Raw genomic sequence first — 18,081 nt, forward strand, 5'->3', positions numbered from 1 at the left:
ATTTATGTCAATTCCATCACTGGATAACTATAGTCTACCCACGATTGATTCTCTCCCCCAAAATAAGGTGGGCTGGAAGATTGACCCCTCCAGAAGTGCTTTGCTTATTCATGATATGCAGGAGTATTTCGTCCGCTTTTTTGGTGAAGGAAGCGAGTTGGTCCGCAATATAGAAAACAATATTGTTGCGGTGCGGGCTTGGGCTAAAAAGCATCAGGTACCGATAATTTATACGGCTCAACCCACTGAGCAAAGCGATAAAGATCGCGCATTGCTAAACGATATGTGGGGGCCAGGACTTACCAAAGCTGACCCCAGCTTACAAAAAGTAGTGCCTGCTTTGGCACCAGATGAAGATGATATTGAATTGGTTAAGTGGCGATATAGTGCTTTTTACCGATCTGAGCTTCAGGAAATTCTTGCGGAGAAAGGAAGGGATCAACTCCTGATATGCGGTATATATGCGCATATCGGCTGTTTAACCACAGCATTGGATGCTTTTATGCGAGATGTTCAGCCATTCATGGTGGCTGATGCTGTTGGTGATTTCTCTGAAGAAGAGCATCTTATGGCACTTAAATATGTAGCTAATCGTTGCGGAAGTGTTATTGCAACAGATGATGTCGTATCTCTCGGGGTTTCATCAAAGGATAAGTTAACCTGGTCTTTTCTGAAGGAGCAATTGCTGGAGCTGATTGATGAAGAGCCTGACCAATTTGATGCAGATGAAAATCTCATTGACTATGGGCTGGACTCGGCCCAGCTAATGGGCTTGGTTACTGATTGGCAAAAGCTTGGTGTGCAAATGACCTTCGAAGAGCTGGCTGTTGCTCCCTCACTCAATTCGTGGTGGCAGTTAATTCAGGGTAAATACCCGGAATTAAAAGGGTAGTGGATACATGAATTTTTCAGGGAAGAGGGTTTGGGTTACCGGTGCCGGTAGGGGAATTGGAGCGACCATAGCGGATTTGTTTTGTGAACATGGTGCTGCTGTATTTGGTTTCGATATTAGATTTCCAGAGGCTGAGTATGGATATGAGACTGTCACTTTGGATCTATCAAATTCGGATCAGATTACTCAGGTTTGTAAGGGATTGCTTACTGACAACCTGGGCCCGGAAATTCTAGTTAATGCAGCGGGTATTCTACGGATTGGAGGTATATCCGAACTGACGCTTTCCGATTGGCATGATTGCTTATCAGTAAATGTGACAGGCCCCTTTAGTTTGATAAAAGAGCTGGCGCTCCATTTCAAAAATCAGGGTAAAGGGGCTATTGTAAATGTAGCCTCTAATGCAGCCCATGTTCCAAGGCTGGGGATGACGGCATACTGCGCATCAAAATCCGCCCTGGTTGGACTGAGCCATTGCGTAGCTCTTGAGCTAGCAGAATATGGCGTCCGTTGTAATTTAGTTTCACCAGGATCTACAGATACTGAGATGTTGCGTGAACTGTGGGGAAGTGAAGGCAATGAAGCTGCTATTGTTGCCGGTAATCTAGAAGGGTATAAGCTGGGTATCCCCTTAAAAAAAATCGCGAGCACTTCTGATATAGCAAATACTGTCATGTTTTTGGCCTCGGATATGGCTGCGCATATCACCATGCAAGATATTGTTGTTGATGGTGGGGCAACTTTAGGAGGCTAAATTTGCCTTTTTCTCTCCTGCAAATTTTGATTTGCGTTGACAAGAGGGGCAGTACACAAAAAATCACCCCCTCAATCGCTTTTTGTGTGTGCATTAAAGTATCTATTGTGGGTAGAAAGGTGGGCTTACTTTTAAGTCTCTATTTAATTTTCTTTGGTTGTTTGCTTAACTTTTTGATGTGTCCTTTTTTGCTGCATTTTTGTCTCAATGTTATGATGATGTGGAATTCAGGGGTGTATTTTGCATGAAAAATAGTGCTTTAAAGTTGGTGCAGTATTAATGTCTGCAACCATTGCCTTGTTTTTTTAATCCCCTTCGACCCTCACTTTATCCTGTTTTTGGTTTTTCTTTTCCCTTAAGCTTGGTAGAGTTGCGCGCGATTCAAGTCATACTCTTTGGGGAAGGATGTTGTGAAATTTAAAAGCAGTTCAGTAGTCGTTGCATGTGGTGTGATCTTGAGCGCTTGTGGGGGAGGCTCATCTGGTGGGGGTAGTGATAGTGGCGGAGGTTCCTTGATCTCAGAGGCGGCGACTCCCTACTTATATTTCAATTCATCAAAAGTTTTCACTTTTGAATGGTCGGATGTTGAAGGGGCTACTTATTATCAACTTCTCGAGAACAAAGATGGGCAATCTGGCTATGAAGTGGTTAGTGGTAAAATTTCTTCAGGTTCTGAAGTTGTAGAAATTAAGGTTCCGCTATTTGAACGATTCAACGCTCGCTATATATTACAAAGCTGTGATGATACAACTTGTCTGGATTCAAATGAAATATCGATTGATGAGGAAGTTGTAGAAAGTATTGGTTATTTCAAGGCCGGTAATGCCGAAGCTGGCGACCAGTTTGGTTGGTCCGTTGCGATTAGTGACGACGGCTCTACCATAGCTGTTGGTGCGACTGGGGAAGATAGTAATGAGTTAAATGAATTTAATAACGCAGCTAGTGGGTCAGGTGCTGTATATATTTTTGATTATGATGAAGATGGTTGGGTTTACCGAGCTGTTTTAAAAGCTTTAGAGGTTGAAAGTGGAGCTGCATTTGGATCTGCAGTGAGTCTTAGTGGCGACGGAAATACGTTGGCTGTTGGTGCCTACAAAGAAAATGGTGAGGATGATAACTTTTCGGCTGGCGCAGTTCATATATTCACCCGTGAAGATTTGGAGTGGACTCACAGCGCTAAACTAAGAGCAGATAATCATGGCCACTATGATTTTTTTGGGCGGGCGTTGAGTCTAAGTGGTAATGGAACAACCTTGGCAGTAGCAGCCCCGTCTGAAGATAGTAATGCTACCGGTGTCAATAGTGGCCCAGATAATGACGAAGCTCTGGATTCTGGTGCAGTTTATATCTTCCAGTACTCTGGGGTTGAGTGGGGGCAAGAAGCTTACTTGAAGGCAAGTGATAGTAATTCAAATATGGACTTCGGTTCATCCCTTAGCTTGAGTGATGATGGTTCCATTCTGGCGGTGGGTGCTATTGGTGGACATGGTGGCAGGGGAGCAACTTATATCTTCTTGAATAATGGAGGTTGGGCTCAGCAACAGCTACTTACTGCAGATAGTGCAAGAGTGGGCGATCGTTTTGGTTGGGATGTTAGTTTTAGTGGCGACGGCAGCCTGCTCGCTGTGGGCGCCCCGCTTCAGGCAGGTGCTTCAGAGGATCCTGATGATCGCGGTGGCTTCAATAATGGCGCTGTCTATCTATTTTCATACGAGGAAGATTCTTGGCACCAAAGTACTTATCTCAAGGCAAGTAATACCGATGAAGATGATGCTTTTGGTACGTCTATTAGTCTAAATAATGATGGCTCATTACTTGCGGTAGGTGCTCAGGAGAGTAGTGCTGGTATAGGTTTCTATGCTGATAGCACTGACAACTCGGCATCCAGGGCGGGCGCGGCCTATATGTATTCGGTGGTTGATGGGCAGTGGATTGAGAGTGCTTACCTGAAAGCTAATAATACTGATGAGCGTGACTACTTTGGAACTTCAATCGCTTTAAGTGGCGATGGCGATACCCTGATAGTGGGCGCTCCGGAAGAGCAGGGCTCGGATGGCGGGCTTATGGCTGACCCAGATTTGAATGATGCGGATGCTGCGGGGGCTATTTATGTCTACTAGTTAGACGATCCCTTTCTTGATCTCTAGGAATACTTCTATAGCAGTTGGACCCATGTTCGCGGGTCCAACCATGCTTTACCAACCCCGTCTTCTGTGGGATGAGGCCTCAAATTCTTTCCTTTATTGATCTCTCTGAATTTTACTGTTGGTACGATCGAGAGATTAGGGCTCAATTTTTTTAGCCCTATACTTTGTAGCTTCTATTTACTTTGCATATTTAGCAAGCAATGGTAGGTGATTGGATTTTCTTTTTGCTAGTTAATGGTTAACTTCTTTCTTGGTTGTCAAAGGTTAGGGTTTTTCGTTTTGGTATTGGGTATCTTGATTTCAAGTATTATTAAACTAGGGTAAATTTGAAAAATATTATTTTAGCTATCCCCAATTGATTGCGAGCATATCCAATCATTATTGCTCACACGATCATAAATTAGAGTGTCTACACTATCACTAGCTCAAAACGCACTATGTGCTGTTTGTGAAACTGATTCACTGGAAGCTTTAACCTGATTCAGAAGGCTCTTCCCTGCTACGGTAATGAGAGTTTAATTCTTCAAGCTTTTCGAAAAAAAACACAGGGAGGATTCCAGTCTAAATAGCAGCTGCTGATTGTTATCTGAAATTTTCCAATTTATAAATATATAAAAATATAGGCACAAAAATGATCTTATTGGAATTTATTAAGTTTGTTTTAATGTCAATTCTGCGTAGAATCGGTAAATATTTTTAGTGTTTTGGCCGTAATTGAGAGAGTCGATTTAAAAGGCTTTACAGGCTTGAAGGCTTCGAGAGAGCCGAGAATTTTCTAAAAGACCCATTCCCTTAAAGGAGAACGGTAGCGTGACATAAGAGTAAGTAAAAGGCGCTGACCCAAGGTGCTACCAACACCCGGGGCCAGCTAACCAAATTGATAGGATAAGTATCAAGATGGCTATATGGATAATACGCTAGAAACTCGCTCGTCTTCAATAAAGTGGAGTACATTCAGCAGTTTGGGGCCAATTCCCAAGCTCTGGAAGCCTAGCGCCCGCCTTTTCCTCTTCTCTGCCTAGCGCCCGCCTTTTCCTCTTCTCTGCCTACCGCCCGCCTTTTCCTCTTCTCTGCCTACCGCCCCCGCGCACCGCCCCATATTTTCTTCAAACGTTGAATCACAAGTTCCCCCATCCCGGAAGTGCCCAAACTTTGATTATTAAAGGAAATGAGTATGTTGATTTTAAAGCGACGGACAGGTGAACATCTAAGAATTGGAGCAAATGTCTCAGTCACAGTGCTGGAGGTAAAAGGTAATCAAGTTAAGATAGGCATAAGTGCACCTAAGTCACTGCCTATTCATTGTGAAGAAGTCTATGTGAGGATCAAAAAGAAACAGAAAGTGGAGGCTTGAATATGTCGTAAAGGGGACAATTCTGGGGGGGCAGTCGATTAAGAAGCTAGACTCCAAACATAAAGTTTTAGCCTTTGGCTGGCAGGCGATATACGCACTCTGGTTCGAGTGTCTCTTTGCTGCCAAAAGGCTCTTTTGAATATCAAAGCTAGTTAGGTGGCGGAAGGACTAATTATTTCTGTCAGGTGAGTTTTAGAATTCTCCATCTTTTTTATATTACAAGTTGAACTTGCAACCCTTGCTAAAAAGCCAGTTTTTATTTATGCCCCTTTGAAGATACATTCCACCTTATATCCATGCAGCGATACTTCCGAGCTTCTTTCGCAATTGCACTCAATAGGGCTTGGGTAATCTCTTCTTTTCGGTTTGTATCGCAATCCCCGATATATAGCTCACTGATAATAGCCCAGGCCGCCGAGCTTTCACTTTCTGGAATAATATTAAAGCTGATATACCCCTCAAGATTGTGGTCTTGTTCTACAACCAGCAATTGATACTCTTCCCTCTGAAACAACCTATTTTGCAATTCAATTTGAGTAATATGGAAAGAGTCAGTTGAATTATTATGCCTGGCTAAGCAGCGCATCATATTGTAGAGATAAAAACAGTCGGTGGGATGGGCGTGGCGAACAAACATATCAGTACCGTTTAATCAGTGTTTCTTTGAGTCGGCGTTTAATAGCTTGACACATCCTTATGCCAAGCTATGTCATCCTGTAAGGGGCTAACAATAGGAATTAAATCAATTTTGCTGTTTCTTGGATGAGGGTAAACCCTTCATCTAGCCATCCGGTGATGCCGCCGATCATTTTCTTGACCGGCCTGTTAAGTGTGGCCAGCCTGATAGCTGCTTTTTCTGTCGCATTACAGTGTGGGCCTGCACAATAGACGACAAATAAAGTATCTGAAGGGTATTCGCTAAGCCTGTCTTTATTGATACGGCTGTATGGTAAGGATTCGGCTGTTTGTATATGTCCATTTTTATAGGCCTCTTCACCTCGCACATCTAAAAGCACGAAATCCTTGCGATTTTGGCTGACTGCGTGGTGTACATCCCAGCAGTCTGTTTCAAAAGATAGGAGGTTTTGGAAGTGGTTTAGCGCATCTTGGCTGTTGGCAGCGGGCACTCTACTTACGGCTGAACTCATAAATTACTCCCGGTGATTTCTCGGTGGTTCGTCAGGTTTGCAAGTGGCGATAGTGTCCCTTTTTGGTTGCTCCCGGGCGATCCGCCTCTGAGCCGGATAGCATTAATTTTGCGCCAATTCTGCGTGCAAACCTGTGGGTCGGCTTTGGTTAGTGGGATTCGGCTTTACTTATTTGAGGATGATGGTGATTTACCGATTAAATTATGCTTCAAAGGTTGAGGGTTTTATTCCCAGCATTGCTTTCAATAACTGCTCAACTGGGTATGCTGGGTTGGATTTATTCGTTAACCTAATTTAATTAACTGCTGAGGGTTAGGGGTACCTATGTCGACGTTGGCACAAAAGCCTAATAAGAGCCAGAAAGTGGCTGTTCTCGCCCACCGGCAGGTCTCACTCTTCGAACTCGGTTGCGCTACCGAACTCTTTTGCCTACCCCGCCCTGAACTTAGCGAGCTCTATACGGGTGAAATTGTGACTTTCGCTGAGGAAAGCCCTCTGGCGACCGGCGGTCTGGCTCTGGCTTGTCGGCAGGTAGAGAGTTTGATGGATTATGATCTGCTGGTGATTCCCTGTTGGTCGACTAATGCACAACCACAAGATGCTTATTTGGAGCGGGTACATAGGGCGGTGGCTGAGTTTGCCGCTGCCGGCCGCCAGATTCTTACTTTTTGCTCAGGTGCTTTTCTGCCTGCGGAATTGGGACTGTTTGATGGTCGGCAGGCGACCACCCATTGGCTGTTTGCAGAGCGTTTTCGTGAGCGCTTTCCTGCGGTGGAGTATGTGGGAGATGTTCTCTACGTGTGGGAGGACGCACTGGCTTGTGCTGCGGGTAGTAGTGCCGCCATCGATCTGGGCATTGAGTTTTTACGGCGCAACCATGGTTATGAATTGGCCAATTCGGTGGCTCGTCGGTTGGTGATGGCACCCCATAGGCAGGGTGGCCAGGCCCAGTATGTGGAGATGCCCGTTGCCAAACGGCCAGACCACTTCTCCGTCGCGCTGGATTGGGCGATTGGCAATTTGGATGGCGCAATTAAAATTGATGATTTGGCGCAGCGCGCCCATTTATCCCGCCGCAGCTTTGACCGAAAGTTTCGCCAGTCGATGGGAATTGCTCCCAAGGAGTGGCTGATCCAGCAGCGCTTGCGGGCGGCGCAGAAGGCGCTGGAGTCCGGTAAGGAGTCTGTAGACAGAGCAGCCCAACTGGCTGGCTTTGAGAGTAGCGCGACCTTGCGACACCATTTCCGTCGGGCGTTTGGGATTTCACCCAGTGAATATCAGCGCCAATTCCAGGTTTCCGCCAAAGTGGCGGTTGAGGCTTAACGTTGGCCGCGTGTTGGTACGGCTATGGGGAGTCGGTACCTTTGGTTGATACACCCCTGGGCACTAAAGGGGTATGATTCGGTCTCTATTGCCTGATGACAGTACAGACTACGAAGGAATTATGACGAAACAGCGCGTATTAACCGGTATTACAACAACCGGTACTCCACACCTGGGGAACTATGTGGGTGCAATCCGTCCGGCGATCGCCGCGAGTCAGGATGAAAACAACCAATCATTCTACTTTCTGGCCGATTACCACGCACTGATTAAGTGCCAGGACCCGGCACAGGTCCATCAGTCCACCCTGGAGATCGCTGCAACCTGGCTGGCCTTGGGCCTGAATACCGACAATGTGGTGTTTTACCGTCAGTCCGACGTCCATGAGATTCCTGAATTAACCTGGCTGCTCACCTGCATGACCGGCAAGGGCCTGATGAACCGTGCCCACGCTTATAAAGCAGCGGTAGATGCCAACCGCGCCGATGGCGAAGATTCCGATTTTGGCGTCACCATGGGGCTGTATAGCTACCCAATCCTGATGGCCGCGGACATCCTGATGTTCAACGCCAATAAGGTGCCGGTGGGTAAAGACCAGGTACAGCATATTGAAATGGCGCGGGATATTGCCCAGCGCTTCAACCACCACTACGGTGAGCACTTCGCTTTACCAGAAGCGGTAGTTGATGACCACGTAGCTGTATTGCAGGGCCTAGATGGCCGCAAAATGAGTAAGAGTTACGGCAATACTATTCCGCTGTTCCTTCCTGAGAAGAAGCTGAAAAAGCACATTAATAAGATCAAAACCAACCTGCTGGAGCCGGGTGAGCCAAAAGATCCAGATACTTCCACTGTGTTCCAGGTTTGGCAGGCATTTGCCAGCGAAGAACAGACAGCAGAAATGCGCAAAGCTTTTGAAGAGGGCATCGCCTGGGGTGAGGCCAAGAAGCAGTTGTTTGAGCTTGTGAACGGCCAGATTGGTGAAGCTCGCGAGCGCTACAATGAGCTGCTGGCCAACCCGGAACAAATTGAAACGGAGCTGGAGAAGGGGGCTATTAAGGCTCGCGCATACTCTGCTCCGTTTATCGAGAAGTTGCGTCACGCGGTTGGTATCCGCAAGATAGGTTAGAGCTTTTCCTGAAAAAGCAGGAGGCCATGGAGTATCGGCCTCCTTTTTAATTAAAAATAATAAATGTACAGGGTGCAAACATGGAAAACGTTCAGGCAAATCCTGATGCCGGCAATAGTGCCGATAATAAAAATGGCTGGATTAATCGAGCGCTCAATTTTATTGAGGTTGTCGGTAATAAATTACCCGATCCCGCTGTTCTGTTTTTGATCTTGATGGTGGGAATCTGGGTACTCTCCTGGCTTCTCTCCGGTGTTAACTTCGAAGCCTTACACCCCGCTACCGGTGAGGCGATACAGGTAACCAACCTGCTTTCCAGTAGTGAAATGGCTCGCTTCCTGTCTGGTATGGTAACTACCTTTACCAGTTTTGCGCCCCTGGGGGTAGTGCTGGTAGCCATGCTGGGGGTCGGTGTGGCTGAGCAGAGTGGCTTTATCAATGCGGTATTGAAAAAGCTGCTGGCGGTAACGCCGCAGATGCTGCTGACACCTATGTTGATTTTGGTGGCCATCGTCAGCCATACAGCCGTAGATGCGGGTTATGTATTGGTAATTCCTCTTGGAGGGGTGATCTTCTATGCGGCAGGGCGCCATCCTTTAGCGGGTATCGCTGCGGCATTTGCCGGAGTTTCAGGGGGCTTTTCTGCCAACTTTGTTCCCTCAGCGATTGATCCCTTACTGCAAGGCTTTACCCAGACAGCCGCACAAATCGCCAACCCGGAAATGCAGGTAAACCCTCTTAATAACTGGTTCTTCACTTCGGCTTCCTGCCTGCTGGTGACCCTGTTGGGGTGGTGGTTGACGGATAAGGTCATCGAGCCCCGCCTCAAGAATGTAGAGGTGGATGGCGATGAAGCGGATATGCCAGTAATGCAGGAACTGGGCGCCCGCGAGAAAAAAGCCATGTACCTGGCGGTAACTGTGATGGTGGCGGGTATCGTCGGACTTGTGGCCTGGATGCTGCCAGAGACCTCAGCCTTACGCGATGCAGAAGGGGAATTAGCCTCCTTCACCGCGCCAATTATGAAGTCGATTGTACCGCTGATCTTCCTGCTGTTTGTGATTCCCGGTGTGGTATTTGGCTATGCGGCCGGGACCTTCCGCCAGAGTAAGGATGTTATTGATGCGATGTCCAAAACCATGGGCTCCATGGCTTATTACATCGTGATGGCTTTTTTCTGTGCGTTGTTTATCTCTGAGTTTGCCCGCTCCGGTTTGGGCACGCTGCTTTCGGTAGAGGGAGGGAGCTTGCTCGCAGCGATGGAGCTGCCGGGCCCGATTACCCTGATGGGCATTATTGTACTGGTAGCCTTTATCAACTTATTTGTGGGATCTGCCTCTGCCAAGTGGGCGTTGCTGTCTCCCATATTTGTGCCTATGTTGATGCAGATCGGATTCTCCCCTGATCTCACCCAGGCGGCTTACCGGGTAGGTGATTCCTCCACCAATATCATTACCCCGTTGATGCCTTACTTCCCCTTGGTGGTTGTGTACTGCCAGCGCTATGTGAAGGGAACGGGTATTGGGACACTTGTATCCATCATGTTGCCGTATTCCATTGTGTTCCTGATTTGCTGGTCACTGTTCCTGGTGGCTTACTGGACACTGGGGATGCCTTTGGGAGTACAGGCTAGTTATACCTACCCCTAAGGGTGCAAGGCGCTTTAAGGTCAATTGATCGAATGACACCCTAAATGGATGGGTGGTGGCTTGCGAGCTGCCACCCAACCCCCTCTCTGCCCAAGCCTTTCAGTCCTTCCCGATAGCTTAAATAATTTGGTACGACCGTGCGCTTTTGGCGTGACTAAACCGCCTTTTCCTGCTGTTTTTTTGTCATTAACTGCCGCGAGGACATTTTTAATAAAAAAATGTTCCAATAATGTTGTAGATGATAACGATTCCTATTAGGATTCGCGACCAGTTACTTGTATCACAGTCTAAGTGTGATTCACATAAATTCAGTTGGCATTGAGGGACCTTCATGAGTACCGCTCGAACAAAAAGTATGCAAAAAGCTTCTCCTGTAATTTCTGGAATCAGTCGCTCTGTATTGGCGTTGGCTATTGCTGCGGGCGGTTCTTCTGTGGCGTTTGCTGCAGAAGATAAAAATGAAGGAATTGAAGAGGTTAGTGTTATCGGAGATCTGAACCTGGATCGTCAGACCTCCATTGGTAAACTGGATATTCCGGTCGATGAGACCCCGTATTCGATCACGCTACGGGATAAGGACTTTTTTGATGCGACTGGCTCTAAATCCATACAAGATGTTTTACAGTATTCTGCCGGTGTTAACGGTGGTTTGTTTGGTGTAGACGCTCGCGGGGACTGGTCCACAATTCGCGCTGTTGAACCAGTACTGTTTGTTGATGGTCTCCAGTCTATTTTTGGTAGCTATACGAGTTCCAGAGCAAATCTTTATTCATATGAGCGTGTTGAAATCCTGAAGGGCCCTTCATCTGTACTTTACGGGCAGAGTTCTACAGGCGGTATTGTCAACTTAGTTTCTAAGCGCCCCAAAGAGGAATTTGGGGGTGAGGTAATGGTTCAGGCTGGTGATTACGACCGCATGGTAGTCGCGGGAGATGTTACTGGCTCTATCGACGGGTCTGGAGAGTGGCTCTACCGCGTGGTTGGTTACAATCGAGAGGCTGATGCCCAGGTTGATCACGTTGAAGATAACAGTACTTTACTAATGCCTTCGATTTCCTGGCGTCCGAATGCTGATACTGAAATCACTTTTATGGCGAGCTATCAGGAAGATGAATCAGGTACTACCGCAGCATTTTTACCCTGGGGTGGCACCATTGTTGAGAACGTAAATGGTGAAATCCCTACTGACACTTTCCTGAGTGAGCCGGGTTGGGATAAATATGATACAGAGCAGACTGGTTACAGTTTGTGGTTAGATCACAGATTCAGTGACAATTGGGGAGTTAACGCGGCTCTTCGGTACTCTGAAGGTACAGTGGACTACAACAGTATGTACGCTGACTTCTCAGCTAGGCTTCGCCTACAAAGAGATATACGTGAAGTATCACGTACCGTCTACATGAAGGACGCTAACAGCGATTTCCTTATTTTTGACTTGCGACTTTCCGGGGAAATCTCAACTGGCCCGTTGGAACACCAGATTTCTTTTGGCTTGGACAGCCAGGACGCTCAAATTGATGAGAGTACTCTGAGAGCGAGAAGTTATGGTGGCGTGATCGATATTTTTGATCCTGTTTATGGGTATGTACCTACGGGCCTTGAGGATCTGGCCAGAACGAAAACTGTTACCGATTCTGAGCAGGTTGGATTTTATTTCCAGGATCAGATTTCCTTCGGTAACTTTATTCTGAATACCGGGATTAGGAAGGATAACACCAGTAGTCAAGCAGATAGTAATGACCCTGAAGCGGATCAAAGAACTCACAAGGAGGATGCTGTAACCAAGCGTTTTGGTTTGATGTACGCGTTTGATAATGGCATTTCACCTTACGTTAGCTACTCTGAATCGTTTGAGCCGATCGTATCCGACCCGGATGGTATGGGGCGTGACTTTAAAGCGGTAGAGGGGGATCAGGTTGAGGCTGGTGTTAAGTTTCAGCCTGAGGGAACCGATATCTTGATGACGGCGTCTGTTTATGAGATCAAGCAAAAGAATCGTTTGACTTATGGGGATTACGGGCTTTTCGAGCAAATTGGTGAGGCGAAAGTTGATGGTTTCGAACTTGAGGCCAGCGGTAAGTTAGGCAATCTCACTCTTATCGCTAACTATAGTCAAATAGACACTGAGATCACTGAGAGCAGCAGCTCCTTTGAGCAGGGTTCTGAAATCGAAGGCGTGCCAGAAGAGCAGTTTTCTATTTGGGGAGACTATGATCTGAGCGACTGGGTTCCAGGGCTTACTATTGGCGTTGGGGCGCGTTACGTAGGAGACAGTTACACCGGTATCGATAAAGTACATGCACAATATGTTGTTTTCGATCCAGAAAATGCAGCTTATTACGATTCGGAGTTTGCTCATTTCCCGACAGAGAACCCTTCGTATACTCTGTATGATGCGACTATCGGATACACCCTTGAAAGCTGGAAGTTCCAGCTGAATGCGAAAAACTTGACCGATGAAGAGCATACAACGGTTTGCCTGAGCCGCGGTGACTGCTTCTACGGTGAGCGTCGCTATGTAACTGCGGAAGCACGCTACATTTTCTAAGTTAGTGTAGACTGGGAGCTTGTCCACAGGGGGAGTCTGTGGGCTGGCTCCCTTTTTTACGTTTAAGCAACCAGACGAGAGGCGAGTCTCTCGCTGTTATGGTTATGCCAATGTCTTTTTATATGATTGCAGGAGTTTCCAGCGCCTTTGCTTTGGCCGGGATTCTGCTCCTTTATTCCGCCTGGTCTCGCAGAGGGGCAGAGCCCGTGCGCCGTTGGAGTGGTTGGGGAGCCATGGTGTTGTCGGCTTTTGGGTGGAGCTCAATTGTTGGGGTGGAATATGGAATCAGTATTGCCACTTTAATAGTGATGCTCGGAGCCTTTGCTTTATTGGCTCTTAAGGGTGACTGGCCCAGTGGCCCAAGACCCGTTGAAAAACAGCGCTCGGGAACACCCGAATCTCAAGCCCTGCTTCCATTGTGGTTGCGGGGCTTCTTGCGTTTTATGGCTGCCTTTCTTTTGCCCGCGGCCAGTGGTTTGATTGCCGGTTTGCTTTTCTTTGGTTTTACCGGTTTTTCTGAAACTGCCCGCTTGGTCGGCGGAGCTTTCCTGTCGGTGATAATCTGGACCCTGGCGATGGTTTGGTGCTGTGCCGATAAAAAGCTTCTGCGCCCTTCGGCTGCCATGCTGGCTTTCTCGGTGGTCAGCGGCTTGTTGCTGACCTTTGCGCTTCCCGCTTCGGCAGCATAGATCAACGGACTTGAGTAGGAATTTAACGTGAAATTTTCCTTTAAACCGACCCCTGGCTTTGTCCGTGATATGACCGATGGACACTCAGTTCTCGGCCTGGCGGTATCCACTCTTTTATATATTGTTTGCGTCAGCGGAACACTGGCGGTTTTTTACAATGAGTTCGAACGCTGGGAGCAGGCCTCCGAGTTGGAGAACCTCAATGTTGAAGCCTCTGTGTATCGGACTGCTACAGAAAATGCTATTGCGTTAGCCAAGCAGGAAAAAGAGGATCTCGATTCAATTACCTTCACCATCCCCAATCAGGATAAGCCCAGATTGATGGTTGAAGTTGGCGATATGGAGCGATATGTTGCTGAAGATGGTTCCCTGCTGGGCAAGGTGGAGCATGAGTGGACCCACTTCCTGGCCTACCTACACTACGCGCTCAACCTTCCTGTTGGTTATGGAGTCATCCTGGTTGGTTTGATCGGGATGGTGATGTCCGCTCTGATCGTCTCCGGTTTGCTGGCCCATCCCAAAATTATTAAAGACGCTTTCTCTTTCCGTCTTTCTGGCTCTAAGCGTCTTCAGCAAGTGGATTTGCACAATCGCCTGGGGGTTTGGGCCTCTCCCTTTCATCTTGCCATAGCCATTACCGGGGCTTTTATCGGGTTGTCCCAGGTAGCCGCTTTTGCAATTGCCGGCGTATTCTTTGAGGGTGATACGGAAAAGGTAGAGCACATGCTTTACGCGGATCATCCGGTGATGGAGGAAAACGCCCCTGAAGTTGATTATCCGGATTATGCTGCAATTCTGGCAACAATGGATCGTATCGCACCGGAAGAAGAGCGCACTCGTTTAGAAGTGGCATTCCCTGGACGTGAAGGCCAGGTTGTTGAGGTGTGGACCCGAGTTCCAGAGCGATTGGTCTGGGGTGAGCGTTACCACTTTAATCCCGATGGCAGCCTGATTGAAAAAGAAGGTTGGTCTGAGGGAGACGCGGCTAAACAAGTTTACCTTTCTACGTACCGTTTACACTTTGGCCACTTTTCCGGTTTCCCAGTGAAAGTTGCTTACTTCCTGCTGGGGGTGGGGATGTGCTTGCTGGTGGTATCCGGCATCAATATCTGGTTTGTTCGCAAGCGTCAGCGCGGCAATCCCGCCGTACGTTTGGAGCGAGTCTGGATGGCTCAGGTATGGGGTGTACCATTTGCGATTGCTCTGAGCGCGGTGACTTATCTGGCGTTTAAGCTAAATGCTGCGCAGGTGTTCTGGCTGGTGACCTTGGCGTTAAGCGTTGCGGCTGCCTTCATGGGGACAGTGGCCAAGTGGTCTATGTCTCTGCGTATTGCCACAATTATCGCTTGCGTCGGTGCAGTTGTAGTGCATTTTGCTCAGTTTGGTGAGGATTCCTTTGTGAGAGCATCACTGGTCGTTAATGTTGTGTGGTTGCTAATTGCTGCTGGAATCGCGGCCTCTTGCCTTTATAGCAGGGCGCGTCAGTCGGATAGTGAGCCTGTATCTGCCGGTGCCAATCCACTGGGTAGCAACTAGATTTTTTGGGGTCCCGCAGTGCCTCTGCAGGGCCCCCAAAACTTCCATCGAACTTAAAAGATCCCTTTCAATTAATTGGCAGGGCGTAACATCTCGATATGCGGGATGCCGTCTTCCTGGTACGGCTCAGACACCTGCTCAAAGCCAAACTCCCCGTAAAATCGATCCAAATGTTGTTGAGCTGAAATGCGAATACCAGTGTTGGGGTATTCCTCGCATGTGTGCATTACGGCTCGGCGAATCAGCTCCTTGCCCAGGCCTGTTCCGCGACTGGCTTCTGCGGTTAATACTCTTCCTATCGAAGGTTCCCGGTATTTAAGGCCAGGGAAAACAACTCGCAGGTAAGCCATAACCTGCGGACTGCTTTCGTCTCCCTCCCAGCAGATCAGGTGCCAGGAGTGCTGGTCTTTGCCATCGGCATCCTGATAGGGGCAATCTTGTTCTACCGTAAAAACTTCCTGCCTTACTCGCAAAACTTCGTAAAGTTGACTGAGCGTAAGCTCTTTAAAGCTGCACCATTGCCACTGCATAAAGGTGAATTCCAAATTATTGTTACTAATTTTGTATTGTGATTGGAGTTAAAAGGTATAGATTATTTATAAGATCGATTAATTTTAATTGGATGCCTGATTGCCGGCTCTATGAAAGAATCCATGCTTAAGGTAATGGATAACTTGCGAGATAACTTTTTTATCTTTCATCATAAACACATGGGTCACTGGCATTTGCAGATGATCATTCATGCCATCCAGTTTTGTGCTGGTTACGGAGACTTTACCATCATCGGTTTCTGGGATAAGGCGGGATAGAATCAGGTTGATGCTGCGAGTACCGGCAATAATACCTACATCAAAATCTGCACTACCGAGCTCGTTGGGGACGCTCATCTCGCCGGTACCCAACTGCAGCCCAGCATCGCCAAACATAAATTTGAAGCCGGGGAATGTCCCCAGTTTATCAACTACTTCACTGCCTTTATTAGGTGGGCCCAACATGACAACGCGATTCAAGTTTTTGATTTCAGCTGAATGTAGATATTGCCTTACCAGAATGCCGCCCATGGAGTGAGTGACAAAATTGATTTCTTGCGCGTTACCGCACTCCTCGACAGCAGGCGCTATGGCCATGCTGGCCAAGGTTTCAATGGAGTGCTTGGTCGAAGGGTAATCAATATTGACCGTTTGGAAACCTTCGGCATCTATGGCCTTTGCCAGTTTCTCCATTGAGCTATCTGATTTGGCTAATCCATGCAATAAAATCACACAAGCGGAGTGAGCACTTGCTGATAGCAGCGTAAATGCGGCGGCAATTATAAAAGCGAACTTTTTCATCGGTTTGAACTTCCTGTCGACTTCGTGTGGCGTTGTTGTCGGAGCAATTAATTTGGGTTGGGTTGAAGTTGGCAGTGTTGGCGGAGAATGTCCGCTGCCCGCTCCGGTTTATCGGGGGTGATCACGATAGTTTGTGTAGCCAGGCGCAGTACGACAGATTTTTGCTGATCGGTAGCAAATGCACGATAGCGCCCCAACTTTTGGTTTTGAAACAGGCCTATATAGCCAAATAAGCCGGAATTGCCAAAGATGCGGACTGATCCTTGCATGGCGGTTGAGTCGGGGAATGCTTCAGATAGCCCCTCCAAGGAGATGGTGGTTTTCCAACCCGGGCGCAATATCAAGAGGTTGCCATTTTTGATGGCGTAACCACGGATGGCAAAGAAGGCGCTGAGAGCCAGTATTGCAGGCGGAAGTGCTATGGCAATGCTATAGAGGGTAGATGGAGCAGCTGGTGCTCTCGATGCCAGAAAGAGCGGCAGTCCCAGTAGGAGTAATGTGCATATGGCACTGATAATTTGGAGCTGGCGGCTCCACGGCGCTTTAAACGCGATTGTTGGCATACTTGGTTTAACTCAACGGATTACCTGAATGCCTCAATCATAGTGCTATTGGAATCTGCTTGGCAAAGGTAGAGATGGTTTGGTTTTAACGGTTGCTCGCTATGGAAGACTGTATTTTGATTAACGAGAATTCCCAGTCAGCCCTTGTGGTCGAAGGGGGTGCTATGCGGGGGATTTTCGCTGCAGGCGTATTGGATGCATTTTTGGAGGCGGGCTATCGGCCATTTGATTTTGCGATCGGTGTATCCGCAGGCTCCACCAACTTGATTGGTTATCTGGCGGGAAATCATGGGCGAAGTCGGCAAATACTAATGGACCATGCCCGGCGGGCAGACTTCATCGACTGGCGCCGCTATCTCCGAGGCGGTCATTTTTGTGATATTGGCTGGTTGTGGCATGCGTCATATCAGGATATTCCACTCAGTGTCGATAGTTATGTTGAGAATGGAATACCGCTTTATGCCGTGACTACCAGTATCAACACGGGGGAGGCTAGATACCTGAAAGTAACTCCAGAAAATATGCACGAGGTTTTCCCGGCCTCTTGTGCCATTCCGGTTGCTTACCGGGGGTTTCCTGAAGTGGATGGGGAGCCTATGACCGATGGCGGTCTGGCTGATTCGATACCGATTATTCAGGCCTATCAGCAGGGGGCCAGAAATATAACCGTTATTCTTTCGCGCCCTCTGGGGTATCGGAAAATTAAGGGGCCTGCTCCAAAATTTATCAAACAGTTTTTCCGTGATCATGCCCGGCTATTTGAGGCCGTGCTGGAGAGGGGGGAGAAATATAATCGGGCCCTGGAGTTTATCGAGGTGCCTCCAGAGGGGTGCCAGGTTTCGGTTATTGCGCCTCCAGACAATTTCCCGGTTAAGCGTTTTACCCAGGAAGCAGAGTTGCTCGAGGAGGGTTATGAGAGTGGCAGGACCCGGGGTTGGGAATTTCTTCGTGAGCTTCCCGGTCAGCGGGACTCTTTACCGTCAATTGAATAGTAGTGCCGGTATAAATGGGTTGATTG

General features: G+C 47.8%; 16 protein-coding genes. 11 read left to right on the plus strand and 5 right to left on the minus strand.

The window, feature by feature from the left end:
* Positions 1-4: 4 nt before the first annotated feature.
* The 4 genes from ACJJI5_RS08825 (at position 5) to csrA (ending at position 5,147) form a co-directional block, all read left to right on the plus strand.
* Complete coding sequence (locus tag ACJJI5_RS08825) at positions 5-892, plus strand: isochorismatase family protein (RefSeq protein WP_445356046.1); 888 nt, start codon at positions 5-7, stop codon at positions 890-892.
* 7 nt (positions 893-899) lie between these two features.
* Entirely contained in the window at positions 900-1,646 is a 747-nt protein-coding gene (gene dhbA / locus ACJJI5_RS08830) for a 2,3-dihydro-2,3-dihydroxybenzoate dehydrogenase (protein ID WP_445356047.1), read from the plus strand.
* 410 nt (positions 1,647-2,056) lie between these two features.
* On the plus strand, positions 2,057-3,766 hold the full coding sequence (locus ACJJI5_RS08835; RefSeq protein ID WP_445356048.1) for an FG-GAP repeat protein: 1,710 nt from the start codon (positions 2,057-2,059) through the stop codon (positions 3,764-3,766).
* 1,201 nt (positions 3,767-4,967) lie between these two features.
* On the plus strand, positions 4,968-5,147 hold the full coding sequence (csrA, locus tag ACJJI5_RS08840) for a carbon storage regulator CsrA (protein WP_445356049.1): 180 nt from the start codon (positions 4,968-4,970) through the stop codon (positions 5,145-5,147).
* Positions 5,148-5,403: 256 nt separating this feature from the next.
* Here the strand turns inward: csrA and ACJJI5_RS08845 are convergent, their stop codons facing one another.
* Complete coding sequence (locus ACJJI5_RS08845; protein WP_445356050.1) at positions 5,404-5,784, minus strand: hypothetical protein; 381 nt, start codon at positions 5,782-5,784, stop codon at positions 5,404-5,406.
* A gap of 100 nt (positions 5,785-5,884) precedes the next feature.
* Positions 5,885-6,295, minus strand: a complete 411-nt coding sequence (locus ACJJI5_RS08850; protein ID WP_445356051.1) for a rhodanese-like domain-containing protein — start codon at positions 6,293-6,295, stop codon at positions 5,885-5,887.
* 324 nt (positions 6,296-6,619) lie between these two features.
* Here ACJJI5_RS08850 and ACJJI5_RS08855 point away from each other — a divergent pair, with 324 nt between their 5' ends.
* The 6 genes from ACJJI5_RS08855 to ACJJI5_RS08880 all read left to right on the plus strand — a co-directional run bounded on the left by ACJJI5_RS08855 (position 6,620) and on the right by ACJJI5_RS08880 (position 15,169).
* Positions 6,620-7,618, plus strand: a complete 999-nt coding sequence (locus tag ACJJI5_RS08855) for a helix-turn-helix domain-containing protein (RefSeq protein ID WP_445356052.1) — start codon at positions 6,620-6,622, stop codon at positions 7,616-7,618.
* 121 nt (positions 7,619-7,739) lie between these two features.
* A complete protein-coding gene (locus ACJJI5_RS08860) occupies positions 7,740-8,747 on the plus strand; it encodes a tryptophan--tRNA ligase (RefSeq protein WP_444905801.1) in 1,008 nt (335 codons plus the stop codon).
* Between the two features lie 80 nt (positions 8,748-8,827).
* Positions 8,828-10,396 (plus strand): AbgT family transporter, encoded by a 1,569-nt coding sequence (locus tag ACJJI5_RS08865; protein WP_444935505.1) that lies wholly within the window; start codon positions 8,828-8,830, stop codon positions 10,394-10,396.
* Positions 10,397-10,727: 331 nt separating this feature from the next.
* The gene (locus ACJJI5_RS08870) at positions 10,728-12,944 is read left to right on the plus strand and encodes a TonB-dependent siderophore receptor (protein ID WP_444896667.1); all 2,217 of its coding nucleotides are present in this window, start codon (positions 10,728-10,730) and stop codon (positions 12,942-12,944) included.
* Positions 12,945-13,054: 110 nt separating this feature from the next.
* Positions 13,055-13,633, plus strand: coding sequence for a hypothetical protein (locus ACJJI5_RS08875; RefSeq protein WP_444896668.1), 579 nt, complete (start codon positions 13,055-13,057; stop codon positions 13,631-13,633).
* Between the two features lie 27 nt (positions 13,634-13,660).
* Positions 13,661-15,169, plus strand: coding sequence for a PepSY-associated TM helix domain-containing protein (locus tag ACJJI5_RS08880; protein WP_445356053.1), 1,509 nt, complete (start codon positions 13,661-13,663; stop codon positions 15,167-15,169).
* A 71-nt stretch (positions 15,170-15,240) separates the two neighbouring features.
* On the opposite strand, the gene ACJJI5_RS08885 is transcribed toward ACJJI5_RS08880, so the two are convergent.
* The 3 genes from ACJJI5_RS08885 to ACJJI5_RS08895 form a co-directional block, all read right to left on the minus strand.
* Entirely contained in the window at positions 15,241-15,699 is a 459-nt protein-coding gene (locus ACJJI5_RS08885; RefSeq protein ID WP_445356054.1) for a GNAT family N-acetyltransferase, read from the minus strand.
* 84 nt (positions 15,700-15,783) lie between these two features.
* The gene (locus tag ACJJI5_RS08890; RefSeq protein WP_445356055.1) at positions 15,784-16,500 is read right to left on the minus strand and encodes an esterase/lipase family protein; all 717 of its coding nucleotides are present in this window, start codon (positions 16,498-16,500) and stop codon (positions 15,784-15,786) included.
* Positions 16,501-16,547: 47 nt separating this feature from the next.
* Positions 16,548-17,063: a PH domain-containing protein gene (locus tag ACJJI5_RS08895; protein ID WP_282933480.1), complete on the minus strand. Its 516-nt coding sequence runs from the start codon at positions 17,061-17,063 to the stop codon at positions 16,548-16,550.
* 101 nt (positions 17,064-17,164) lie between these two features.
* Here ACJJI5_RS08895 and ACJJI5_RS08900 point away from each other — a divergent pair, with 101 nt between their 5' ends.
* Positions 17,165-18,055 (plus strand): patatin-like phospholipase family protein, encoded by an 891-nt coding sequence (locus tag ACJJI5_RS08900; RefSeq protein WP_413665134.1) that lies wholly within the window; start codon positions 17,165-17,167, stop codon positions 18,053-18,055.
* Positions 18,056-18,081: the final 26 nt, after the last annotated feature.

Source organism: Microbulbifer maximicatervae (SeqCode) (genome assembly GCF_052467955.1).